This is a genomic window from Pseudomonas sp. R1-18, from assembly GCF_051132095.1.
GTDB lineage: Bacteria > Pseudomonadota > Gammaproteobacteria > Pseudomonadales > Pseudomonadaceae > Aquipseudomonas.
This window is the reverse complement of record NZ_CP071658.1, coordinates 167138-185297: the sequence shown is the minus strand read 5'-3', so window position 1 is coordinate 185297 and position 18160 is coordinate 167138. Positions and strand designations below refer to the sequence as shown.

Sequence of the window (18160 nt, the reverse complement as noted above, 5' to 3'; positions counted from 1 at the left end):
GCACGATATGGGGTAATACCTGCGTTCATAGTGGACAACCTCTTAATGCATGAGGGGCTAAATGTACGCACGCTGTATGACAGTCAAGCTAAGAAATCCGTACCTCGCCACCCGATGTCGCTGAGCCACCCTTCCAGCTGCAAAAAAGTGTTACCCAAAAAAAAGCCCATCAGATGATGGGCTTAGCACAGCAAGAACAGGACCAGTCAGCAGGTCATCGTCAAAAAATCACTCGAAAGGATCATTTTCGCGGAGCCGGCTGCTGCTGGGTCAGGCAGTGAATATTGCCGCCGCCGAGCAGCAACTCGCGACCGGGCGTCATCACGACTTCGTGCTCGGGAAAGAGCTTTTGCAGGATTTCCCGGGCCTTTTCGTCCATTGGGTCATCAAAACTTGGCGCAATGATGCCGCCGTTGACGATCAGGAAGTTCACGTAGGAACCGGCCAGACGCTCCGAAGGAGTACGTTCCTGGCTGCCATGAACCTGATCGACACCCGCACATTCTTCCTCGGTGGCGAACAAAGGGCCGGGAATCGGCATCTTGTGAACGATGAACTCGCGCCCTTTGGCGTCCCGAGTGTTTTCCAAAATACTCAATGCCGCATGGCAACGTGTGTAGTTGGGGTCTTCGGGATCATCTGTCCAGGCGAGTAGCACTTCGGCCGGACGGATGTAGCAGCAGAAGTTATCCACATGCCCGTCGGTTTCGTCGTTGAACAGGCCATCCGGCAGCCAGACAATCTTGTCCACCGAGAGGTTGTCGCTCAGCACTTTCTCGATCTGCTCGCGGGTCAGATGCGGGTTGCGGTTGCTATTGAGCAGGCACTCTTCTGTGGTGATCAGCGTGCCTTCACCGTCGACATGAATGGAGCCGCCTTCCAGCACGAAGCCTTCGGTGACGTAACGCGGGCAGCGTTCGATTTCGAGGATCTTGCCGCCCAGCTGCGAGTCCAGGTTCCACGGCGCGTACAGGCCGCCGTTGAAGCCGCCCCATGCGTTGAATTCCCAGTTCACACCGCGCACTTCGCCATGGTCGTTGATTACGAACGTCGGGCCACTGTCGCGCACCCAGGCGTCGTTGCTGCTGATTTCCACGACCCGGATGTTGGGCATGTCGAGACGCGCGCGAGCGTTGTCGTACTGCGCGGCGGAGACCGCGACGGTTACCGGCTCGAAACGGGCAATCGCTTTGGCAACCGCAACATGCGCAGCCTGCGCAGGCTTGCCACCCAGACGCCAGTTGTCGGGCCGCTCGGGCCAGACCATCCAGACCTGGCTTTGCGTTGCCCACTCGGCCGGCATGTGGAAGCCGTCGGCGCGTGGCGTGGTGTTGAGCGTTGTCATGGCAGTCGGGACTCCGGTTGAATCGTCAAGAAGTGCAGGACGGAAAGCTTATCGGTAAAAATCCCGAACCTCTACCATTCCTGCAGTGCCGCGTTCCTGATGGGAAAGCGAAGCGGCGCGCGCCCTCACTCCAGTTCGGTCAACACCTTCGACACCATCGAGACGAAGAATTCAACGCTTTGCAGCGAGGTGCACATGGGCGGCTTGATCTTGAGGATGTTGAGGTAGTCGCCAGTGGGCTGCATGAAAATGCCCAGTTCGCGCAGTCGGTCGCAGAGGGCGGCGGTTTCTTCGGTGGCAGGCTCCAGGGTCTGGCGATTGCGGACGAATTCGACGCCCAGGTAAAAACCCATGCCATGTACCGCGCCTACCAGAGGATGTTTATCCGCCAGGCCTTGGAGCAGCGCCTTGAAATGATCGCCGACTTCACGGGCGTTATCCCACAGCCGCTCTTCCTCCATGACATCCAGCACTGCCATGCCGATCCGGCAGCTGACCGGACTGCCGCCGGACGATGAGAAGAAATAACCTTCGGCTTCCAGCGCTTCGGCGATTTCGCGCCGGGTGATAACCGCGCCCAGCGGGTGGCCGTTGCCCATGCCTTTGGCCATGGTGATGATATCCGGCACCACGCCTTGCTCCTCGAAACCCCAGAAATAATGCCCCAGTCGGCCATAGCCCACCTGCACTTCATCGGCGATGCATACGCCGCCCTGTGCGCGGACTTTCTCGTAGACCTGTTGCAGATAACCCGCCGGTAATGAGATTCCGCCCGCGTTGCCGTACACCGGCTCGCAAATGAAGCCCGCCACCTGCCGTTGCTGCTCGGCGAGCCGGGTAAGCACTTGCTCGACGCTGCGTACATACTCCGGCGCGCTGTCGGCACCGCGGAAAGGGCCGCGGTAGACGTTCGGCGCGGTAACCGGGTGTACCCAGTCCGGGCGCGTGCTCAGCGCCTGCGGGTTGTCGGCGATGGAGGTGGAAATAGCGTCGGTTGCGACAGACCAGCCGTGATAAGCCTCCAGCACGCTCAACACATCGCGGCCCCCGCTGTAAGCCCAGGCCAGACGAATCGCCAGATCATTCGCTTCGGTGCCGCTGTTGACCAGAAACACCCGGTCCATCCCGGCGGGTGCGAGCTTGAGCAGCCGCTCGGAGAACTCGGCGATAGCCGCATAGTGGAAGCGCGAGTTGGTGTTGAGCAGCGACCATTGCCGCGCGGCTTCGTGGGCCATGCGCGGATGACCGTGACCCAGAACCGCTACGTTGTTGAGCATGTCGAGGTACGACCGGCCCTGCATGTCGATCAGGTGGTTGCGCCAGCCGCGCTCGATCTGCGGCGGTGCCTGGTAGTAGTGTTTCTGCGAGCGGGCGAAGCTGGCGTCACGACGCGCCAGCAGCGCGGCGGGGTCAGCCAGCGGCGGCGCGTCGCAATCCACACCCAGAAGTGCCGAAGGCGAAGGACAGAAGCTGCGCCAGGCATCGACCCAGGATGGCCTGGCGAACAGCGGCGGGCTGAGTTCCGGCGCGTTGCACAGTTGCACCAGCAGCGAACCGGCTACTTCGCCGATCAAATCGCCTGCCGCCACCAGACTCCCCGACGCCCGCTCGGCCACCGCGCCCCATAAGCGCAGGGTCATGCTGTCGCCTGCCAGCAGCAGGCAACCATCGGCGGTCAGACGCAATGCGCCCTTGAACGGAGCGTGCAACGCAGTCGCAGGCGGCAGATGCAGCTCGACATGCAAGGCGCAGGTTTCGGGTTCGGTGGCGCTGTCCGGCACGGTTCGGGAAAGCCGGTACTCGCCGAAGCGACTCGCGGCCCAGCCATTTTCCTCGGCTGCCTGGCTCAACAGATATTCATCGATCCCGCTTTGCTCCCAGTTACCGGCCACGAACTGTTCGCTGAGCACGCCCAGGTCGACCAACGCCGGTGCCCGCCCTTTCAGATCGGGCAACAACGGGAAATACACCGGTTGCTCGATGGGCGTCGGCGCGTGCCCGACTGCCCGCAGGATGGCCGCTTCCATCAGCGCCATCGGCACCGAAGTCGCGACATCGAAAATATTCCACTCGCCTTCCAGATTGGCCTGAATGTAAGCGTTGTCCGGCTCGACGCTGGCCTGCTGTTCGGCGCTGAGCACCAGTACCGCCGAGCGCGCGACGATCAGCGGCCACAGCGCTTGCAGCTCCTCGATCTTCAACGGGTTGATCGCGTGATACGCGCGAATCGCCGGCAGGATGTACAGCGGATCGCCGTCGGCGTGATGCAGCAAGGCGGCGCAGGTGACCGACAGGTCGGCGATTCGCCAGGTGGTGACCAGATCGCCGAAGTCGATGACCCCCTGAATCTGCCACTGGCGCGCCGAATCACGCGCCCACATGACGTTGTGCTCGGTGATGTCCAGATGAACAGCCTGCAAAGGCAAGTCTGGAATGAGTGGCAGCAGACGCCGATGAGCCTGCTCGCCCGCTTCAAGCAGGCAGGCGCGCTCGTCGGGATTCTCGATCACCGGCAGCAGGTGCCTGATCAACGCGGTGGCGTGTCGGGGGTCCCATTGCAGCACGCGATCCAGCCCCGGATGCTCGAAACCGGCCAGCGCCTGATCGACCTGCGCGCACAGCTCGCCGAGCGCGACCACCACGTCTCGACTCAGGTACGGCACCTGGGCCAGCGACTGGCCGTCGATGAACTCCAGCAGCCGCACATGCACCGCTTGCCCATCGAGGTTCAAAGACAGCAGCTGCTCACCACCCTCGGTAGGTATCACGCCAGGCACTTTCACGCCGTAACCACTGGCCAGATGCTGCAAGGCGCGATGCTGGGCATCCAGCTCCACCGTCGCATAGTCCCCATGACAGACTTTGAGCACGTAGCGGCGCGCTCCGGTGTCGACCAGAAAGTTGCGATCCTGCTGGCTGCCAAGCTCCTGGACGGTGCCGCTCAGTCCGTAATGATGTTGCAGCAACTGCCGCGCCTGTTCGTCGTTGATGTCGGGGCAAGGCAGGCTGGATCGGCGGATAAGCGTGGCGAGCGGCATGTGCAACCTCAATCTGTTCTCAGGCAACCCGACCGACAGGCGGGCACGATAGTGGACCGCACCACTATAGGTTGCCTGAGCCGCGCCTCCAACCTGAGGAAGTGCATGGCAGCGTGCGCAGCAAAACGACGGCAGTTTTCCGGCAGCAAAGCCACATGCCATCAATATATTTCATCGGCGCATCGGCCATTCTTGGTCGATGCTGCTTGCGCGACACCTCATATACGCAGGCTATGCTGCATATCGCCAAGACAGACAGATAAGGAAGATGACCCGCTCATGCGAATACTCGTTACCGGGGGCGCAGGCTTCATCGGCTCTGCACTGATCCGACACCTGCTCCAGAACACCGAACATGAAGTCCTGAACTTCGACAAGCTGACCTACGCAGGCAATCTCGAATCGCTGGCCAGCATCGCGACGGACACGCGCTACGAGTTCGTGCAGGCCGATATCTGCGATCAGCAAGCGGTCAGTGACGTCCTGGTACGGTTCGAGCCGCATGCGATCATGCACCTGGCTGCCGAATCGCATGTGGATCGCTCCATCGACGGTCCTTCCGAATTCATCCAGACCAACATTGTCGGCACCTATAGCCTGCTCGAAGCGGCGCGGGGTTACTGGCTGACCTTGCCCGCAGCGGAGCGCGAGACCTTTCGCTTCCACCACATTTCCACGGACGAGGTGTACGGCGACCTGCATGGCGTCGACGACCTGTTCACCGAAACAACGCCCTACGCGCCCAGCTCGCCCTACTCCGCGAGCAAGGCGGCGTCCGACCATCTGGTACGTGCCTGGCATCGCACCTACGGGCTGCCGGTGGTGGTCACCAATTGCTCCAACAATTACGGACCGTTCCACTTTCCGGAAAAACTCATCCCGCTGATGATCCTCAACGCACTGGCGGGCAAGCCACTGCCGGTCTACGGCGACGGTCTGCAAGTGCGCGACTGGCTGTTCGTCGAAGATCACGCCCGTGCGTTGCTCAAAGTAGTCACCGAAGGCGAGATTGGCGAGACCTACAACATCGGCGGACACAACGAACAGAAGAACATCGACGTGGTTCGCGGCATCTGCGCCCTGCTGGAAGAACTGGCGCCGGAGCGGCCTGCGGGCGTGGAGCACTTCAGCGATCTGATCACTTACGTGGTCGATCGCCCCGGTCACGATCAGCGCTACGCGATCGACGCCGGCAAGATAGAGAAAGAGCTGGGCTGGAAACCCGAAGAGACGTTCGAGTCGGGACTGCGCAAGACCGTCACCTGGTATCTGGAAAATATGGACTGGTGTCGCAGAGTTCAGGATGGCAGTTACCAGGGAGAGCGACTGGGCTTCACTGACCACAAGGACCTCATCGCATGACCAAGGGCATCGTACTCGCCGGAGGCTCCGGCACTCGCCTGCACCCCATTACGCTGGGTATTTCCAAGCAACTGCTGCCGATTTACGACAAGCCGATGATCTACTACCCGATCTCGGTGCTGATGCTGGCCGGTATCCAGGAAATCCTGATCATTTCCACGCCCCACGACCTGCCGCAATACCGCAATCTGCTGGGCGACGGCAGCCAGTTCGGCGTGCGCTTTCAGTATGCCGAGCAACCACGGCCCGACGGCCTGGCACAGGCGTTTCTGATTGGTGAAGAGTTCATCGGCAAAGACCCGGTGTGCCTGATCCTGGGCGACAACATCTTCCACGGCCAGCACTTCAGCGAACAGTTGCGCAAAGCGGCCGCGCAGACCGAGGGCGCGACAGTGTTTGGCTATTGGGTCAAGGACCCGGACCGCTTTGGCGTGATCGACTTCGACGAGAACGGCAAGGCGCTGTCCATCGAGGAAAAACCCAAGGCACCGAAATCCAGCTACGCGGTGACGGGTCTGTATTTCTACGACAACGAGGTGATTCAGATCGCCAGAGACGTCAAGCCTTCGCCACGCGGCGAGCTGGAAATCACCGACGTCAATAACGCGTATCTGCAGCGTGGCAGCCTGCACGTGGAGCGTTTCGGCCGGGGCTTTGCCTGGCTGGATACCGGCACCCACGACAGCCTGCTCGATGCCTCCGCCTATGTGCAGACCATCGAACATCGTCAGGGGCTGAAGGTCGCCTGCCTGGAGGAAATCGCTTACCAGAACGGCTGGATCGACGAGGCACTTTTGCTTCAACATGCCGATTATTTCGGCAAAACCGGTTATGGTCAGTATTTGTTCAAGCTGGCGGGAGAAGCCAAGTGAATGTCATCGCGACAGAGTTGCCCGAAGTCCTCATCCTCGAACCCAAGGTGTTCGGTGACGAGCGGGGCTTCTTCTATGAGAGCTTCAACGCCCGGGCTTTCCAGGAGGCCACGGGTGTAAAAGCGCAGTTCGTGCAGGACAACCATTCGCGCTCGCAACAAGGCGTGCTGCGCGGGCTGCATTACCAGATCGAGCATGCGCAGGGGAAACTGGTGCGTGTGACGGCGGGCGAAGTGCTCGACATCGCGGTGGACATCCGCCGCGGCTCGCTGACTTTCGGCCAGTGGGCAGGCGTGCATCTGTCCGCGCAGAACGCCCGCCAGTTGTGGATTCCACCGGGTTTTGCTCACGGCTTTCTGGTGCTGAGCGAGCACGCGGAGTTTCTGTACAAGACCACCGATTACTACACCCCATCCGCCGAGCGCTGTATTCGCTGGGACGATCCGGATCTCGCAATCGACTGGCAACTGGCTGGCACACCGATACTGTCCGCCAAGGATCAACAGGGCAAGAGTCTGCAAGAGGCCGATCTGTTTCCATAAACTCCTTGCACCGGCGCGGGTGCCTGTCGGGTCGGCGGCAGGCATAATGCGAGTTCGATAGCCGGGCAGATCGTCGTCCGGTTGATGACGCATCTGCCCGGCCATCCCCCCATGACCATGACTTCCGACGTTCCACACCGCCCGCGCTGGCGTAGCCTGGCGCTGGTCGCGCTATGCCTGGCGCCGTTGCTCTGGCCGCTGGAGCATCTGGCCGAGCGCTATTACCGGGGTGTGCTGACCAACCAGAATCGCCAGACACTCGACCTTTATGTCGCCAACCTGCTCGGCACCCTGCATCGTTACGAGACCCTGCCACAGATCCTTGGCGACCTGCCTGCCCTGCGCGCGGCACTGGCCGCGCCTGGAGACAAGCCGACCCAGGAAAACGCCAATCGGCTGCTGCGCGACATCACTCTGCAGACCGGTGCGGACGTCATGTATCTGATGGACAGCGACGGGTTGACCCTCGCTGCCTCCAACTGGGATCAGCGCGACACCTTCGTCGGACGCAACTTCTCGTTCAGGCCCTATTTCTTCGATGCGCTGGCCGGCAAGCTGGGGCGGTTTTTCGGTCTGGGTACCACGTCGGTCAAGCGCGGTTATTTCTTCGCCGCGCCGGTGCGCGAGGACGACAGAGTCATGGGCGTGCTGGTGGTCAAGGTTGATCTGGACCATACCGAAACGCTCTGGGGCAAGACTCCGGAACACCTGCTGCTGACCGACCAGAACGGCGTGGTGATTCTGACTTCCAATCCCGAATGGCGTTTCCGCGCAACCCGCGATCTGACCGAGGCGGAGAAGAAAGCCATCATTGCCATCCAGCCCTACCCGACCCGCGACCCGCGGCCGCTGCGTCTGGATGAAAAAGCCTGGCTGACCCAGAGCCAGGCCATCGAAGAAACCAGCTGGAACGTCAGCATCCTTGCGCCTCGCGCGCTGGTCGACCGGCAAGTGCGCACGGTCGTGGCGATCGGCGGCGCGGCGTTGCTGGTTCTGATGCTGTTGCTCAGTCTGATCATGCAGCGCCGCCGCCATTATCTGGACCGCATAGCGTTCGAGGCCAAGGCGCGACGCGAGCTGGAAATGCGCGTCGTCGAACGCACCAGCGATCTGGAAGGCCTCAATAGCCGCTTGCGCCAGGAAGTTCTGGAGCGAGAACAGGCGCAGCAGGAACTGGTCCGGGCCCAGGATGAGCTGGTTCAGGCCGGCAAGCTTTCGGCGCTGGGCACCATGTCCGCGAGCATCAGCCATGAGCTCAACCAACCCTTGGCCGCCATTCGCAGCTATGCGGAGAACGCCGAGGTTCTGCTCGATCATCAACGGATTGACGATGCGCGCGGCAACCTCAAGCTGATCAGCGAACTGACTGGACGCATGGCGTCGATCATCGCCCACCTGCGCGCCTTCGCCCGGCGTGATCGGCATGCGCCGGAAAGCGTGGCCCTGCAACCGGCGCTGGACGATGCCCTGGCGCTGCTCGCCAAGCGTCGGCGCGCCATGGAAGTCGAACTGATCCGCGATCTGCCGGACGCCACATTGTGGGTTCAGGCCGGCGAGACGCGCCTGCGCCAGGTGCTGGGCAATGTGCTGGCCAATGCACTGGATGCGCTGACCGAGAAAGGTCCGCCGCGCAAACTGTGGATAAGTGCCGAACAGACCAGCGAAGGCGTCAACCTCTACATTCGCGACAATGGGCCCGGTTTTTCTCAGGAAGCGCTGGCCCGCGCCCGCGAGCCGTTCTTCACCACCAAGACCCGTACCCAGGGGCTTGGTCTGGGGCTGGCGATCTGCGATACGCTGATGCGTGCGCTGGACGGTGAATTGTTGTTCGCCAACCACGCCAGTGGCGGCGCGTTGCTCACCCTGCGAATGCGCGCCGGTGCGTCCGGGGCCAATCTTCAACCACCAGAGGATCTCTCAGCATGAGTCCGGATACCGCCATCGACAGCCAGATCCAGGTGGTGCTGATCGACGACGACTCGCACCTGCGTCAGGCGTTGAGCCAGACGCTCGACCTCGCCGGTCTGAAGGTCATGACCCTGGCCGAAGCCACAGGGCTGGCCAGCCGTATCGGCCGCGACTGGCCAGGCGTGGTGGTCAGCGATATCCGTATGCCGGGCATGGACGGGCTGGAGCTGCTGAGCCATCTGCATGGTCAGGACCCGGAACTGCCGGTGTTGCTGATTACCGGCCACGGTGACGTGCCGCTGGCGGTGCAGGCGATGCGCGCCGGCGCTTACGACTTTCTGGAAAAACCCTTTGCCAGCGATGCGCTGCTCGACAGCGTGCGTCGTGCGCTGGCGCTGCGCCGCTTGGTACTGGACAACCGCAGCCTGCGCCTGGCGCTGAGCGACCGCCAGCAACTGAGCACCCGTCTGGTCGGCCAGTCGCAACCGATGCTGCGCCTGCGCGAGCAGATCGGCGCGCTGGCCGGAACGCGGGCCGACGTCTTGATCCTGGGCGAAACCGGTGCAGGCAAGGAAGTGGTCGCGCGTGCGCTCCACGATTTGTCCAACCGCCGCAACGGACCTTTCGTGGCGATCAATGCCGGCGCGCTGGCCGAGTCGGTGGTCGAAAGCGAGCTGTTCGGCCACGAACCCGGCGCTTTCACGGGCGCGCAAAAGCGGCGCATCGGCAAGTTCGAGTTTGCTAACGGCGGCACGCTGTTCCTCGATGAAATCGAGAGCATGAGCCTGGATGTGCAGGTCAAGCTGTTGCGTCTTCTGCAAGAACGGGTGGTCGAGCGGATGGGCAGCAACCAGCAGATTCCGCTGGATATACGCATCATCGCCGCCACCAAGGAAGACCTGCGCCAGGCAGCGGATCAGGGACGCTTTCGAGCGGACCTGTATTACCGGCTGAACGTGGCGTCGCTGCGCATTCCGCCGCTGCGCGAACGTGGCGACGATGCGCTGATGCTGTTTGAGCATTACGCCGACGCTGCCAGCATGCGCCACGGCATTCCCAAGCACGAACTCAAGCCGGGCCAGCGCGCGCTGTTGCTGCGCCACAATTGGCCGGGCAACGTGCGGGAATTGCAGAACGCCGCCGAGCGTTTCGCGCTGGGGCTGGAGCTGGAACTCGAAGGTAGCGAGGCGGTGCAGGCACCGCCCGCTGGCGGTGGCCTGAGCGAACAGGTGGAAAGCTTTGAGCGGGCCTTGATCGCGGCGGAATTGACGCGCCCACACAGTTCGGTTCGCAGCCTGGCCGAAGCCTTGGGTGTTCCGCGCAAGACCCTGCACGACAAATTGCGCAAGCATGGTTTGAGCTTTGGCGACAGCAGCGGAGGCGCCGATGAGCAAGAGTGAATCAGCGGCGGCGCGTGAGCTTGAAGCGGTTCTGCACCGCGACATTCCGCTGACCCGGGAAATGGGCCTGCGCGTGATCGATTGGCAACAGCATCGCCTGCGCCTGCACTTGCCGCTGGCACCCAATGTGAATCACAAAAGCACGTTGTTCGGCGGCAGCCTGTATTGCGGCGCGGTATTGGCCGGCTGGGGCTGGCTGCATCTGCGGCTGAGCGAAGCGGGGATCGATGACGGGCATATCGTGATTCAGGACGGCCAGATCAGCTATCCGCTTCCGGTCCGCGGCGATGCCTTTGCCCTGTGTGATGCGCCGGATCAGAGCCAGTGGGACAAATTCATCGCCACGTACCAACGCCGAGGCCGCGCCCGCCTGACCCTGCAAACCCGCATCACCGCGCAAGACAGCGACGCGGATGCCGTGCGCTTCACCGGACAGTTTGTGTTGCACAGGTAATGGGGCCGGTCGTGGGCTGTGAGCTGTGGTATTCAGGAACTGTCTGAAACCCGTTTGCTGCCGCTGCGCGCCAGATCGCCAGCAAGCTGGCTCCTACAGGATTTGTGGGAGCCAGCTTGCTGGCGAGGGCTTTCGACCGGGCAACTGCGGCTACAGAAGAGTCAGCTATTTACCAGCGCCAGCAGTTTCTCGCGCCAGGGCGCGTTGGCGGGGAGTGCCAGGAAGAATGGGTTGAGCAGCGATTCGCGAGCCGGGTAGCTGAATGGTTGGCCATCAAGCTCTAGCACCACGCCACCGGCGCCCTCCAGCACGCCTTGGGCAGCTGCGGTGTCCCACTGCGAGGTCGGGGCCAGGCGTGGGTAACAATCGGCGGCCCCTTCGGCCAGCAGGCAGAACTTCAGCGAGCTACCGATGTTGGTCAGCTGCAATGGTCCCAAACCTGCGGCAAGACCCGCCAACAAGTGCTCCTGCTCCGCACTGGAATGACGGCGGCTGGCAACCACTGTAAACGCCTGCCCCGCGCCCGGTTCGTTGCGCACGGTAATAGGCGTGCGCTGCGCGCCATCGTCGCTGCGCCAGGCGCCCAGGCCGGCTCCGCCGAAATAGCAGCGGTTGTCCGTGGGCGTACACACCACGCCGAACACCACACGACCGCGCTCGATCAGCGCAACGTTGACGGTGAATTCCTCGCTGCCGGAAATGAACTCCTTGGTGCCATCCAGTGGATCCACCAGCCACCAGCGCTCCCAGCGTGCCCGCTCGATGAACGGAATATCGGCGTCTTCTTCCGACAGTACGTGAATGTCCGGATCAAGAGCCTGCAAGCCCTCCGCAAGCACCTGATGGGCCGCGAGGTCCGCTGCGGTGACCGGTGAATCGTCGGCTTTGGCGGTGACAGTCACGTTGGCGCGCCAGAACGGCAGCGTCATCTCTCCCGCAAGGCGGGCCAGCTCGATCACAGGGGCGAGCAGCGGATGTGGAAGATCGTTAAAGGTGTCGGTCATGGCTGGAACAGTCCACGTTGAGTCAATAGATCACGCACCAGATAAAGCGCCGCCAGTGCTCGTCCTTCGCTGAACTGAGCGTTCTGCGCCAGAGCGGACAGCTCGCGAAGGTTGATCCGGTCCACGCGGATCGGCTCAGGCTCGTCGCCTTCCAGGCGTTCTTCGTAAAGGTCGGTAGCCAGCACCACCTGAATTTTCTGGTTCATGTAGCCCGGCGACAGCGACAGCTCGGTCAGATGCTCAAGCTCATGCGCGCCAAACCCGGCTTCTTCCTTGAGCTCGCGGTTGGCGGCAGCGAGCACGTCTTCGCCCGGCTCGACCAAGCCCTTGGGCAGCGACAGCTCGTAGGCGTCGGTACCGCCGCAATACTCTTCGATCAATATCGCGTTCTCGGCGTCGAGCATGGCGACAATCATCACCGCGCCATAGCCCGAACCCCGTCCGACCAGCCGCTCGTAAGTACGCTCGACTCCATTGGCGAAGCGCAGCTGCATTTCCTCGACACGGAACAGGCGGCTGCTGGCGACAATCGCGCTGGCGAGTACGGTAGGTTTCTGGCGCATGACGGGCTCCTTTGCATGGACGGGGTTACTATACCGTGGCTTTTCCGATTGTCTTTCTCGGATATGCTTACCCCAGCTATCAACCGTCATGAGGCCAGAATGCTTCCTACGCCCTGGAGCGACATCGATACCGTCTTGCTGGACATGGACGGCACGCTGCTCGATCTGCATTTCGATGAACATTTCTGGATGCAGCATCTGCCGCAGCGTTATGCCGAGCTGCACGGCATCAGCTTCGCCATGGCATGGCTGGAGATCAAACCGCTGTTCGAGAACAACGCGGGCACGCTCAACTGGTACTGCCTGGATTTCTGGAGCTCGGAGTTGAAGCTGTCGATCCGCGAGCTCAAACAGGAAATCGCCCACCTCATTGCGTTGCGGCCAGATGCGGAGACGTTTCTGGCGGCGATCAAGCAGGCCGGCAAGCGGGTGATCATGATCACCAATGCGCACCGCGATTCGCTGAGTCTGAAGATGGAACGGATTGAGCTGTCGCCGTATTTCGAGCGGCTGATCAGTTCACATGATTACGGGTTTCCGAAGGAGAACCAGCAGTTCTGGGATGCCTTGCATGCGGACACCGATTTCGATCCGGCCCGCAGTCTGTTCATCGACGATACATTGCCGGTGCTGCGCAGCGCCCGCACCTTTGGCGTGGCGCACCTGCTCGCCGTACGCCAGCCCAACAGCCAGAAAGGCCCGAAGGACACCGAGGAGTTTGCGGCGGTTGAGGATTATCGGGAGTTGATCAAAGGGTTGTGAGGTACGTAGGAGCGCGCTTGCCCGCGATCGCTATCTGTCAGGCTATAGAAAAGCATGCCTGGAACGGCCCTGTCGCGGGCAAGCGCGCTCCTACAACGATCACATTTACTCGGGAATGCGCAGCGTCTGGCCCGGGTAGATCTTGTTCACGTCTTTGAGCATGGGTTTGTTGGCGTCGAAGATCTTCTGGTACTTGTTCGGATCACCGTAGACGCGTTTGGAGATGGCGCTCAGGGTGTCGCCCTTTTCCACAACAACGAATTTCGCTTCTGCAGCGGCTGGCGCACCAGCGGCGACGGTCAGCTGGTCGTCCACCTTCTCGACGCCTTCGATGTTGCCCAGAGCGAGCAGGATCTTTTCCTTCTCTTCCTGACTGGCGACTTCACCGGTCACAGTGACAGTGTCACCGTCGACTGTGGTTTGAATGTTGGGATTGCCCAGTCCAATCTCGAAAATGTGTTTCTTCAGGACTTCATCGGCGTTGGCATTGCCCGGCGTTATCGCGTCGAGGATCTTTTCCCCGGCTTCTTTCAGGAAACTGAACACACTCATTACTCGTCCTCCAATTGGTGGTATTTTCCGTGGCTGCCGCAACAACCTTAGTCTTTGCGGCAGCCGGGATTTAGACTTCCGACCAACGCGGTCCGTTCATCCTGATTGCCGAGGGCGTAAAATCGGCGGCTCGCATCGCACCCTCGGAGTGAAGATGGATATCAAACAACTCAAGTTTCTGATTGCTCTGGACGAGACCCGACACTTCGGCCAAGCGGCCGCCCGCTGCAACATCACCCAGCCCACACTCTCCATGCGCCTGCGCAACCTGGAAGAAGAACTCGGCTTGCCGCTGGTCAATCGCGGTCAGCGTTTCGAAGGCTTCACCGCGCCGGGTGAACGCGTGCTGGCGTGGGCGCGCACTGTGCTGGCAGCGTACGACGGATTGCAGGCCGAGGCCGCAGCGTGCCGAGGGCATCTGGTCGGTACGTTGCGCATGGGCGTGGTGCCGTTGTCGAGCTTCGATCCTTTGTTGCTGCTGCAGCCATTGCACCGTTTGCATCCCAATCTGCGCTTCGAGCTGTCGTCGCTCAGTTCCGAGCAAGTGCTGGAACAGTTGGCCAGCAACCGTATCGATCTCGGCGTGTCATTTCTGGAGCGGCTGGACAGCGAGCGCTTCGACTCCATGACCCTGAGCGCAACCGATATGGGCCTGCTGTATGACCGGCGTTATTTCAGTTTTGGCGAACAGCCACTGACCTGGGCCGAGCTGATCGAGCTGCCACTGGGCATGCTGACCAGCGGGATGCATTTCAGACAGTCCATTGACCACAACTTCCACAGCCGCGGCCTGCAACCGCAACCGGTTCTGCAAACCGACGCCGTTCATCAGATGCTTCAAGCGGTCCATGGTGGCTTTTGCTGCGCGATCATGCCGCTGGACGGCGGGCTGGAAACGCTCACCGAGCATTTGAGCCTGCATCCGATTGCCGACGCCCGCACGCTGGCGCCGCTCGGCTTGATCATGCGCCGCAGCGCCCCGCGCTCGGCTCTGGCTGAAGCCTGCTTTGCGCTCATGGCAGAAATCCCGCGCTGAAACATTGATCGACGTCATCTATCGGCGCATCAGAACTAGCGATTAGACGGTATCCGACAAGAGGCCTAGGCTTAGAGCCATCAATCTGCCGGTATCTGAGCCATGCACGTCAAGCGCACGGACGTTACGCAGCCCGCGCCCACCAACGGGGCCGAGCCCGCGCCCGAAGCAAGCCGCACTTACAGTTACTCGAACCTTCAGGGCGACGACTCGGCACAGACCGCGCTTGCCGAAGAGGTCGCGCTGGCTATCGCCTACAACGGCATCAGCCAGGCGGTGATGCTGGTCAGCCCGACCGATCTGGAAGACTTTATCGTCGGCTTCAGCCTGGGTAGCGGCATCATTGAGTCGCGTGACGAGATCTATGACTTCAAGCTCAGCGGCTGCGGTTCGGCCATGCAGGCGGAAGTCGAGATTGCCAGTCGCGCGTTCTGGAACCTCAAGCAACAACGTCGTCAGCTGGCCGGAACCAGCGGCTGCGGGCTGTGTGGCGTGGAAGCGGTCGAGCAGGCCTTGCCCGATCTGGCTGTGCTACCCGGCGCTCCGTTGCCGCCCGTCGAATGGCTCGACGGCCTGCGACAGCGGATCGGTGAGTTCCAGCCACTGGGGCGTCACTGCGGGGCCGTGCACGCTGCGCTGTTCATGGACAGCACCGGCCAGCTACTGCTCGGCCGTGAAGATATCGGGCGGCACAACGCACTCGACAAGCTGATCGGCGCGCTGATCCGTCAAGACATCGCGCTGGCGGGCGGCATCGCGGTCGTCACCAGCCGTTGCAGCCTTGAACTTATCCAGAAAGTCTTGCGCGCGGGCATCCAGACTCTGGTCAGCCTGTCGTCGCCTACCGGCCTGGCCCTGCAATGGGCACGCCGTCATAACCTGAACTTAATTCACCTGCCGCAGCACAGCGTGCCGCGGGTCTATAGCCCTGCGATGGAGAGTCAACCGTGAGCATGCACCACCAAGCCGATAAAACCCCGACGCCCCGCTTCAAGCCGTACAAAGGCGCGGCAGGTGGCTGGGGTGCACTCATCAGCGTGACCCAGCACTGGCTGGGCAGCGACAACGCGTTGAAGAACCTGCGCATGATGCTCAAGACCAACCAGAACGGCGGTTTTGACTGCCCCGGTTGCGCCTGGGGCGACTCGCCGGAAAGCGGCATGGTCAAGTTCTGCGAGAACGGTGCCAAGGCTGTCAACTGGGAAGCCACCAAGCGCCGGGTCGATGCATCGTTCTTTGCGCGCTACAGCGTAAGCGCGCTGTTGGAGCAAAGCGATTACTGGCTGGAATATCAGGGCCGTCTGACCGAGCCTATGGTTTACGACCAGCAGACTGATCGCTACAAGCCGATCAGCTGGGACGCGGCGTTCTCGCTGATCGCCAAGCACCTGAGCAATCTGCCAAGCCCTGACATGGCCGAGTTCTACACCTCGGGCCGTGCGAGCAACGAAGCGGCGTACCTGTATCAATTGTTCGTACGCGCTTACGGCACCAATAACTTCCCCGACTGTTCGAACATGTGCCACGAAGCCAGCGGCGTTGCCTTGTCGCAAAGCGTCGGCGTGGGTAAAGGCACTGTCACCTTCGACGACTTCGAGCACGCGGACGCGATCTTCGTCCTCGGCCAGAACCCCGGCACCAACCACCCGCGCATGCTTGAACCTTTGCGTGAAGCGGTCAAGCGTGGCGCGCAGGTCATCTGTGTCAACCCGCTGAAGGAACGGGGTCTGGAGCGTTTCCAGCATCCGCAGCAACCCTTCGAGATGCTGACCAACGGCGACCGTCCGACCAACACGGCGTATTTCCGTCCAGCGCTGGGCGGCGACATGGCGCTGTTGCGCGGCATGGCCAAGTTCCTGCTGCAATGGGAGCGCGAAGCTCAAGCGGCCGAGGCTCCGTCGGTGTTCGACCACGCGTTCCTCAACGAACACACTCAGGGCGTGCTGGACTACCTGGCGACACTGGACGAAACCTCGTGGGACGAGATCGTCGAGCAGTCGGGCCTGACGCTTGAAGAAATCGAGCAGTCGGCGCGCATGTATGCCAAGGGCAAGAACGTCATCATGTGCTGGGCGATGGGCATCACCCAGCATCGCCATTCGGTGGCGACCATTCAGGAAATTTCCAACCTGATGCTGCTGCGCGGGAACATTGGCAAGCCAGGCGCAGGCCTGTGCCCGGTGCGCGGCCATAGCAACGTGCAAGGCGACCGCACCATGGGCATCAACGAGCGCCCGCCGGTTGCACTGCTCGACTCGCTGGAAAAACGCTTCCAGTTCAAGGTGCCGCGTGAAAACGGCCACAACGTGGTCGAGGCGATTCGGGCCATGGCCGAAGGTCGCTCCAAAGTCTTCATCGCGCTGGGCGGCAACTTTGCCCAGGCCACGCCGGACAGCCACCGCACCGCCGCTGCCCTGAGCAACTGCGACCTGACCGTGCAGATCAGCACCAAGCTCAACCGCAGCCACCTGTTCCATGGCAAGGACGCGTTGATCCTGCCGTGCTTCGGTCGCACCGACATCGACATGCAGGCCAATGGTCCGCAAGCGGTGACCGTGGAAGACTCGTTCAGCATGGTCCACGCCTCCAACGGTCAGCTTCAGCCGTTGAGCCCGCTGATGCGTTCGGAGCCTGCGATCATCGCTGGTATTGCCAACGCAACGCTTGGCAAGAAGCCGGTCGACTGGATGTGGCTGATCGAAGACTACGCGCGTATCCGCGACTTGATCGCCGACACCATTCCAGGCTTCAAGGACTTCAACCAGCGTGTGCAGAACCCGGGCGGTTTCTATCTGGGCAGCTCGGCCGGTTCGCGGCGCTGGAACACGCCGTCGACTCGCGCCAACTTCAAGCCCAACGCCCTGCCGCAGACGCTGATTCATGAAGGCATCAGCGCAACCGGCCAGGTTCCGGACCTGATCATGCAGTCGATGCGTTCCCACGATCAGTACAACACCACCATTTATGGCCTGGACGACCGTTATCGCGGCGTCAAAGGCCAGCGGGACGTGCTGTTCGTCAACGAAGCCGACATCATCCGTCTGGGTTTCACGCCGGGTCAGAAGGCGGACATCGTGTCGATCTGGAGCGACAACGTGGAGCGTCGCGTCAAAGGCTTCACGCTGCTGCCTTTCGACGTGCCGGCAGGCCAGGCCGCGGCGTACTATCCGGAGGTCAACCCTCTGGTGCCGCTGGAAAGCTACGGTGAAGGCAGCCATACGCCGACATCGAAGTTCGTGGCGATTCGTCTTGAGCAAGCCAGCGACAACGGTCGCATCCTCTGATCGCGAGCAAATCGCGACCACAAAAAAAGGCCCGTTTC

At 61.7% G+C, this 18160-nt stretch carries 15 protein-coding genes; 10 read left to right on the top strand and 5 right to left on the bottom strand.

Annotated elements, in window-relative coordinates; translation table 11 throughout:
- Positions 1–241 precede the first annotated feature (241 nt).
- Both aguA and J3P77_RS00810 read right to left on the bottom strand, forming a co-directional pair.
- The gene (gene aguA / locus J3P77_RS00815) at positions 242–1345 is read right to left on the bottom strand and encodes an agmatine deiminase (protein WP_434678973.1); all 1104 of its coding nucleotides are present in this window, start codon (positions 1343–1345) and stop codon (positions 242–244) included.
- A gap of 125 nt (positions 1346–1470) precedes the next feature.
- A complete protein-coding gene (locus J3P77_RS00810; RefSeq protein WP_434678972.1) occupies positions 1471–4383 on the bottom strand; it encodes an aminotransferase in 2913 nt (970 codons plus the stop codon).
- A gap of 279 nt (positions 4384–4662) precedes the next feature.
- Between J3P77_RS00810 and rfbB the strand changes: the two genes are divergently transcribed.
- From rfbB to J3P77_RS00780, 6 genes are all read left to right on the top strand, one after another.
- Positions 4663–5745: a dTDP-glucose 4,6-dehydratase gene (gene rfbB, locus J3P77_RS00805; protein WP_434678971.1), complete on the top strand. Its 1083-nt coding sequence runs from the start codon at positions 4663–4665 to the stop codon at positions 5743–5745.
- Positions 5742–6617 (top strand): glucose-1-phosphate thymidylyltransferase RfbA, encoded by an 876-nt coding sequence (rfbA, locus tag J3P77_RS00800; RefSeq protein WP_434678969.1) that lies wholly within the window; start codon positions 5742–5744, stop codon positions 6615–6617. Before rfbB ends, rfbA begins: the two co-directional genes overlap by 4 nt.
- Positions 6614–7159, top strand: coding sequence for a dTDP-4-dehydrorhamnose 3,5-epimerase (rfbC, locus tag J3P77_RS00795; RefSeq protein WP_434678968.1), 546 nt, complete (start codon positions 6614–6616; stop codon positions 7157–7159). Before rfbA ends, rfbC begins: the two co-directional genes overlap by 4 nt.
- 111 nt (positions 7160–7270) lie before the next feature.
- The gene (locus J3P77_RS00790) at positions 7271–9085 is read left to right on the top strand and encodes a sensor histidine kinase (RefSeq protein WP_434678967.1); all 1815 of its coding nucleotides are present in this window, start codon (positions 7271–7273) and stop codon (positions 9083–9085) included.
- Entirely contained in the window at positions 9082–10467 is a 1386-nt protein-coding gene (locus J3P77_RS00785; RefSeq protein ID WP_434678966.1) for a sigma-54-dependent transcriptional regulator, read from the top strand. The genes J3P77_RS00790 and J3P77_RS00785 overlap by 4 nt, the downstream gene beginning before the upstream one ends.
- Complete coding sequence (locus J3P77_RS00780) at positions 10454–10921, top strand: YiiD C-terminal domain-containing protein (RefSeq protein WP_434678965.1); 468 nt, start codon at positions 10454–10456, stop codon at positions 10919–10921. The genes J3P77_RS00785 and J3P77_RS00780 overlap by 14 nt, the downstream gene beginning before the upstream one ends.
- Positions 10922–11082: 161 nt before the next feature.
- Here J3P77_RS00780 and cysQ read toward each other — a convergent pair whose 3' ends face one another.
- Complete coding sequence (gene cysQ, locus J3P77_RS00775) at positions 11083–11925, bottom strand: 3'(2'),5'-bisphosphate nucleotidase CysQ (RefSeq protein ID WP_434678963.1); 843 nt, start codon at positions 11923–11925, stop codon at positions 11083–11085.
- A complete protein-coding gene (gene nudE / locus J3P77_RS00770; RefSeq protein WP_434678962.1) occupies positions 11922–12488 on the bottom strand; it encodes an ADP compounds hydrolase NudE in 567 nt (188 codons plus the stop codon). The genes cysQ and nudE overlap by 4 nt, the downstream gene beginning before the upstream one ends.
- Positions 12489–12587: 99 nt before the next feature.
- On the opposite strand from nudE, the gene yrfG reads away from it, so the two are divergent.
- Positions 12588–13250 carry a GMP/IMP nucleotidase gene (gene yrfG, locus J3P77_RS00765; protein ID WP_434678961.1) on the top strand — a complete coding sequence of 221 codons (663 nt, stop codon included), beginning with the start codon at positions 12588–12590 and terminating at the stop codon, positions 13248–13250.
- A 105-nt stretch (positions 13251–13355) separates the two neighbouring features.
- Here the strand turns inward: yrfG and lysM are convergent, their stop codons facing one another.
- Entirely contained in the window at positions 13356–13802 is a 447-nt protein-coding gene (lysM, locus tag J3P77_RS00760; RefSeq protein ID WP_434678960.1) for a peptidoglycan-binding protein LysM, read from the bottom strand.
- 154 nt (positions 13803–13956) lie between these two features.
- Between lysM and J3P77_RS00755 the strand changes: the two genes are divergently transcribed.
- The 3 genes from J3P77_RS00755 to J3P77_RS00745 all read left to right on the top strand — a co-directional run bounded on the left by J3P77_RS00755 (position 13957) and on the right by J3P77_RS00745 (position 18122).
- Positions 13957–14838 carry a LysR family transcriptional regulator gene (locus tag J3P77_RS00755; RefSeq protein WP_434678959.1) on the top strand — a complete coding sequence of 294 codons (882 nt, stop codon included), beginning with the start codon at positions 13957–13959 and terminating at the stop codon, positions 14836–14838.
- Positions 14839–14940: 102 nt separating this feature from the next.
- Positions 14941–15789, top strand: coding sequence for a formate dehydrogenase accessory sulfurtransferase FdhD (gene fdhD, locus J3P77_RS00750; protein WP_434678958.1), 849 nt, complete (start codon positions 14941–14943; stop codon positions 15787–15789).
- 2 nt (positions 15790–15791) lie between these two features.
- Positions 15792–18122: an FdhF/YdeP family oxidoreductase gene (locus J3P77_RS00745; RefSeq protein WP_434681821.1), complete on the top strand. Its 2331-nt coding sequence runs from the start codon at positions 15792–15794 to the stop codon at positions 18120–18122.
- The last annotated feature ends 38 nt before the right edge of the window (positions 18123–18160 follow it).

Excerpts from the sequence above, each read along its gene's own strand:
- cysQ (WP_434678963.1), bottom strand. The coding sequence starts at position 11,925 with ATGACCGACACCTTTAACGATCTTCCACATCCGCTGCTCGCCCCTGTG.
- rfbA (WP_434678969.1), top strand. The coding sequence starts at position 5,742 with ATGACCAAGGGCATCGTACTCGCCGGAGGCTCCGGCACTCGCCTGCAC.
- J3P77_RS00790 (WP_434678967.1), top strand. The coding sequence starts at position 7,271 with ATGACCATGACTTCCGACGTTCCACACCGCCCGCGCTGGCGTAGCCTG.
- nudE (WP_434678962.1), bottom strand. The coding sequence starts at position 12,488 with ATGCGCCAGAAACCTACCGTACTCGCCAGCGCGATTGTCGCCAGCAGC.
- J3P77_RS00755 (WP_434678959.1), top strand. The coding sequence starts at position 13,957 with ATGGATATCAAACAACTCAAGTTTCTGATTGCTCTGGACGAGACCCGA.
- J3P77_RS00780 (WP_434678965.1), top strand. The coding sequence starts at position 10,454 with ATGAGCAAGAGTGAATCAGCGGCGGCGCGTGAGCTTGAAGCGGTTCTG.
- J3P77_RS00810 (WP_434678972.1), bottom strand. The coding sequence starts at position 4,383 with ATGCCGCTCGCCACGCTTATCCGCCGATCCAGCCTGCCTTGCCCCGAC.
- J3P77_RS00785 (WP_434678966.1), top strand. The coding sequence starts at position 9,082 with ATGAGTCCGGATACCGCCATCGACAGCCAGATCCAGGTGGTGCTGATC.
- yrfG (WP_434678961.1), top strand. The coding sequence starts at position 12,588 with ATGCTTCCTACGCCCTGGAGCGACATCGATACCGTCTTGCTGGACATG.
- fdhD (WP_434678958.1), top strand. The coding sequence starts at position 14,941 with ATGCACGTCAAGCGCACGGACGTTACGCAGCCCGCGCCCACCAACGGG.
- J3P77_RS00745 (WP_434681821.1), top strand. The coding sequence starts at position 15,792 with ATGCACCACCAAGCCGATAAAACCCCGACGCCCCGCTTCAAGCCGTAC.
- lysM (WP_434678960.1), bottom strand. The coding sequence starts at position 13,802 with ATGAGTGTGTTCAGTTTCCTGAAAGAAGCCGGGGAAAAGATCCTCGAC.
- aguA (WP_434678973.1), bottom strand. The coding sequence starts at position 1,345 with ATGACAACGCTCAACACCACGCCACGCGCCGACGGCTTCCACATGCCG.
- rfbB (WP_434678971.1), top strand. The coding sequence starts at position 4,663 with ATGCGAATACTCGTTACCGGGGGCGCAGGCTTCATCGGCTCTGCACTG.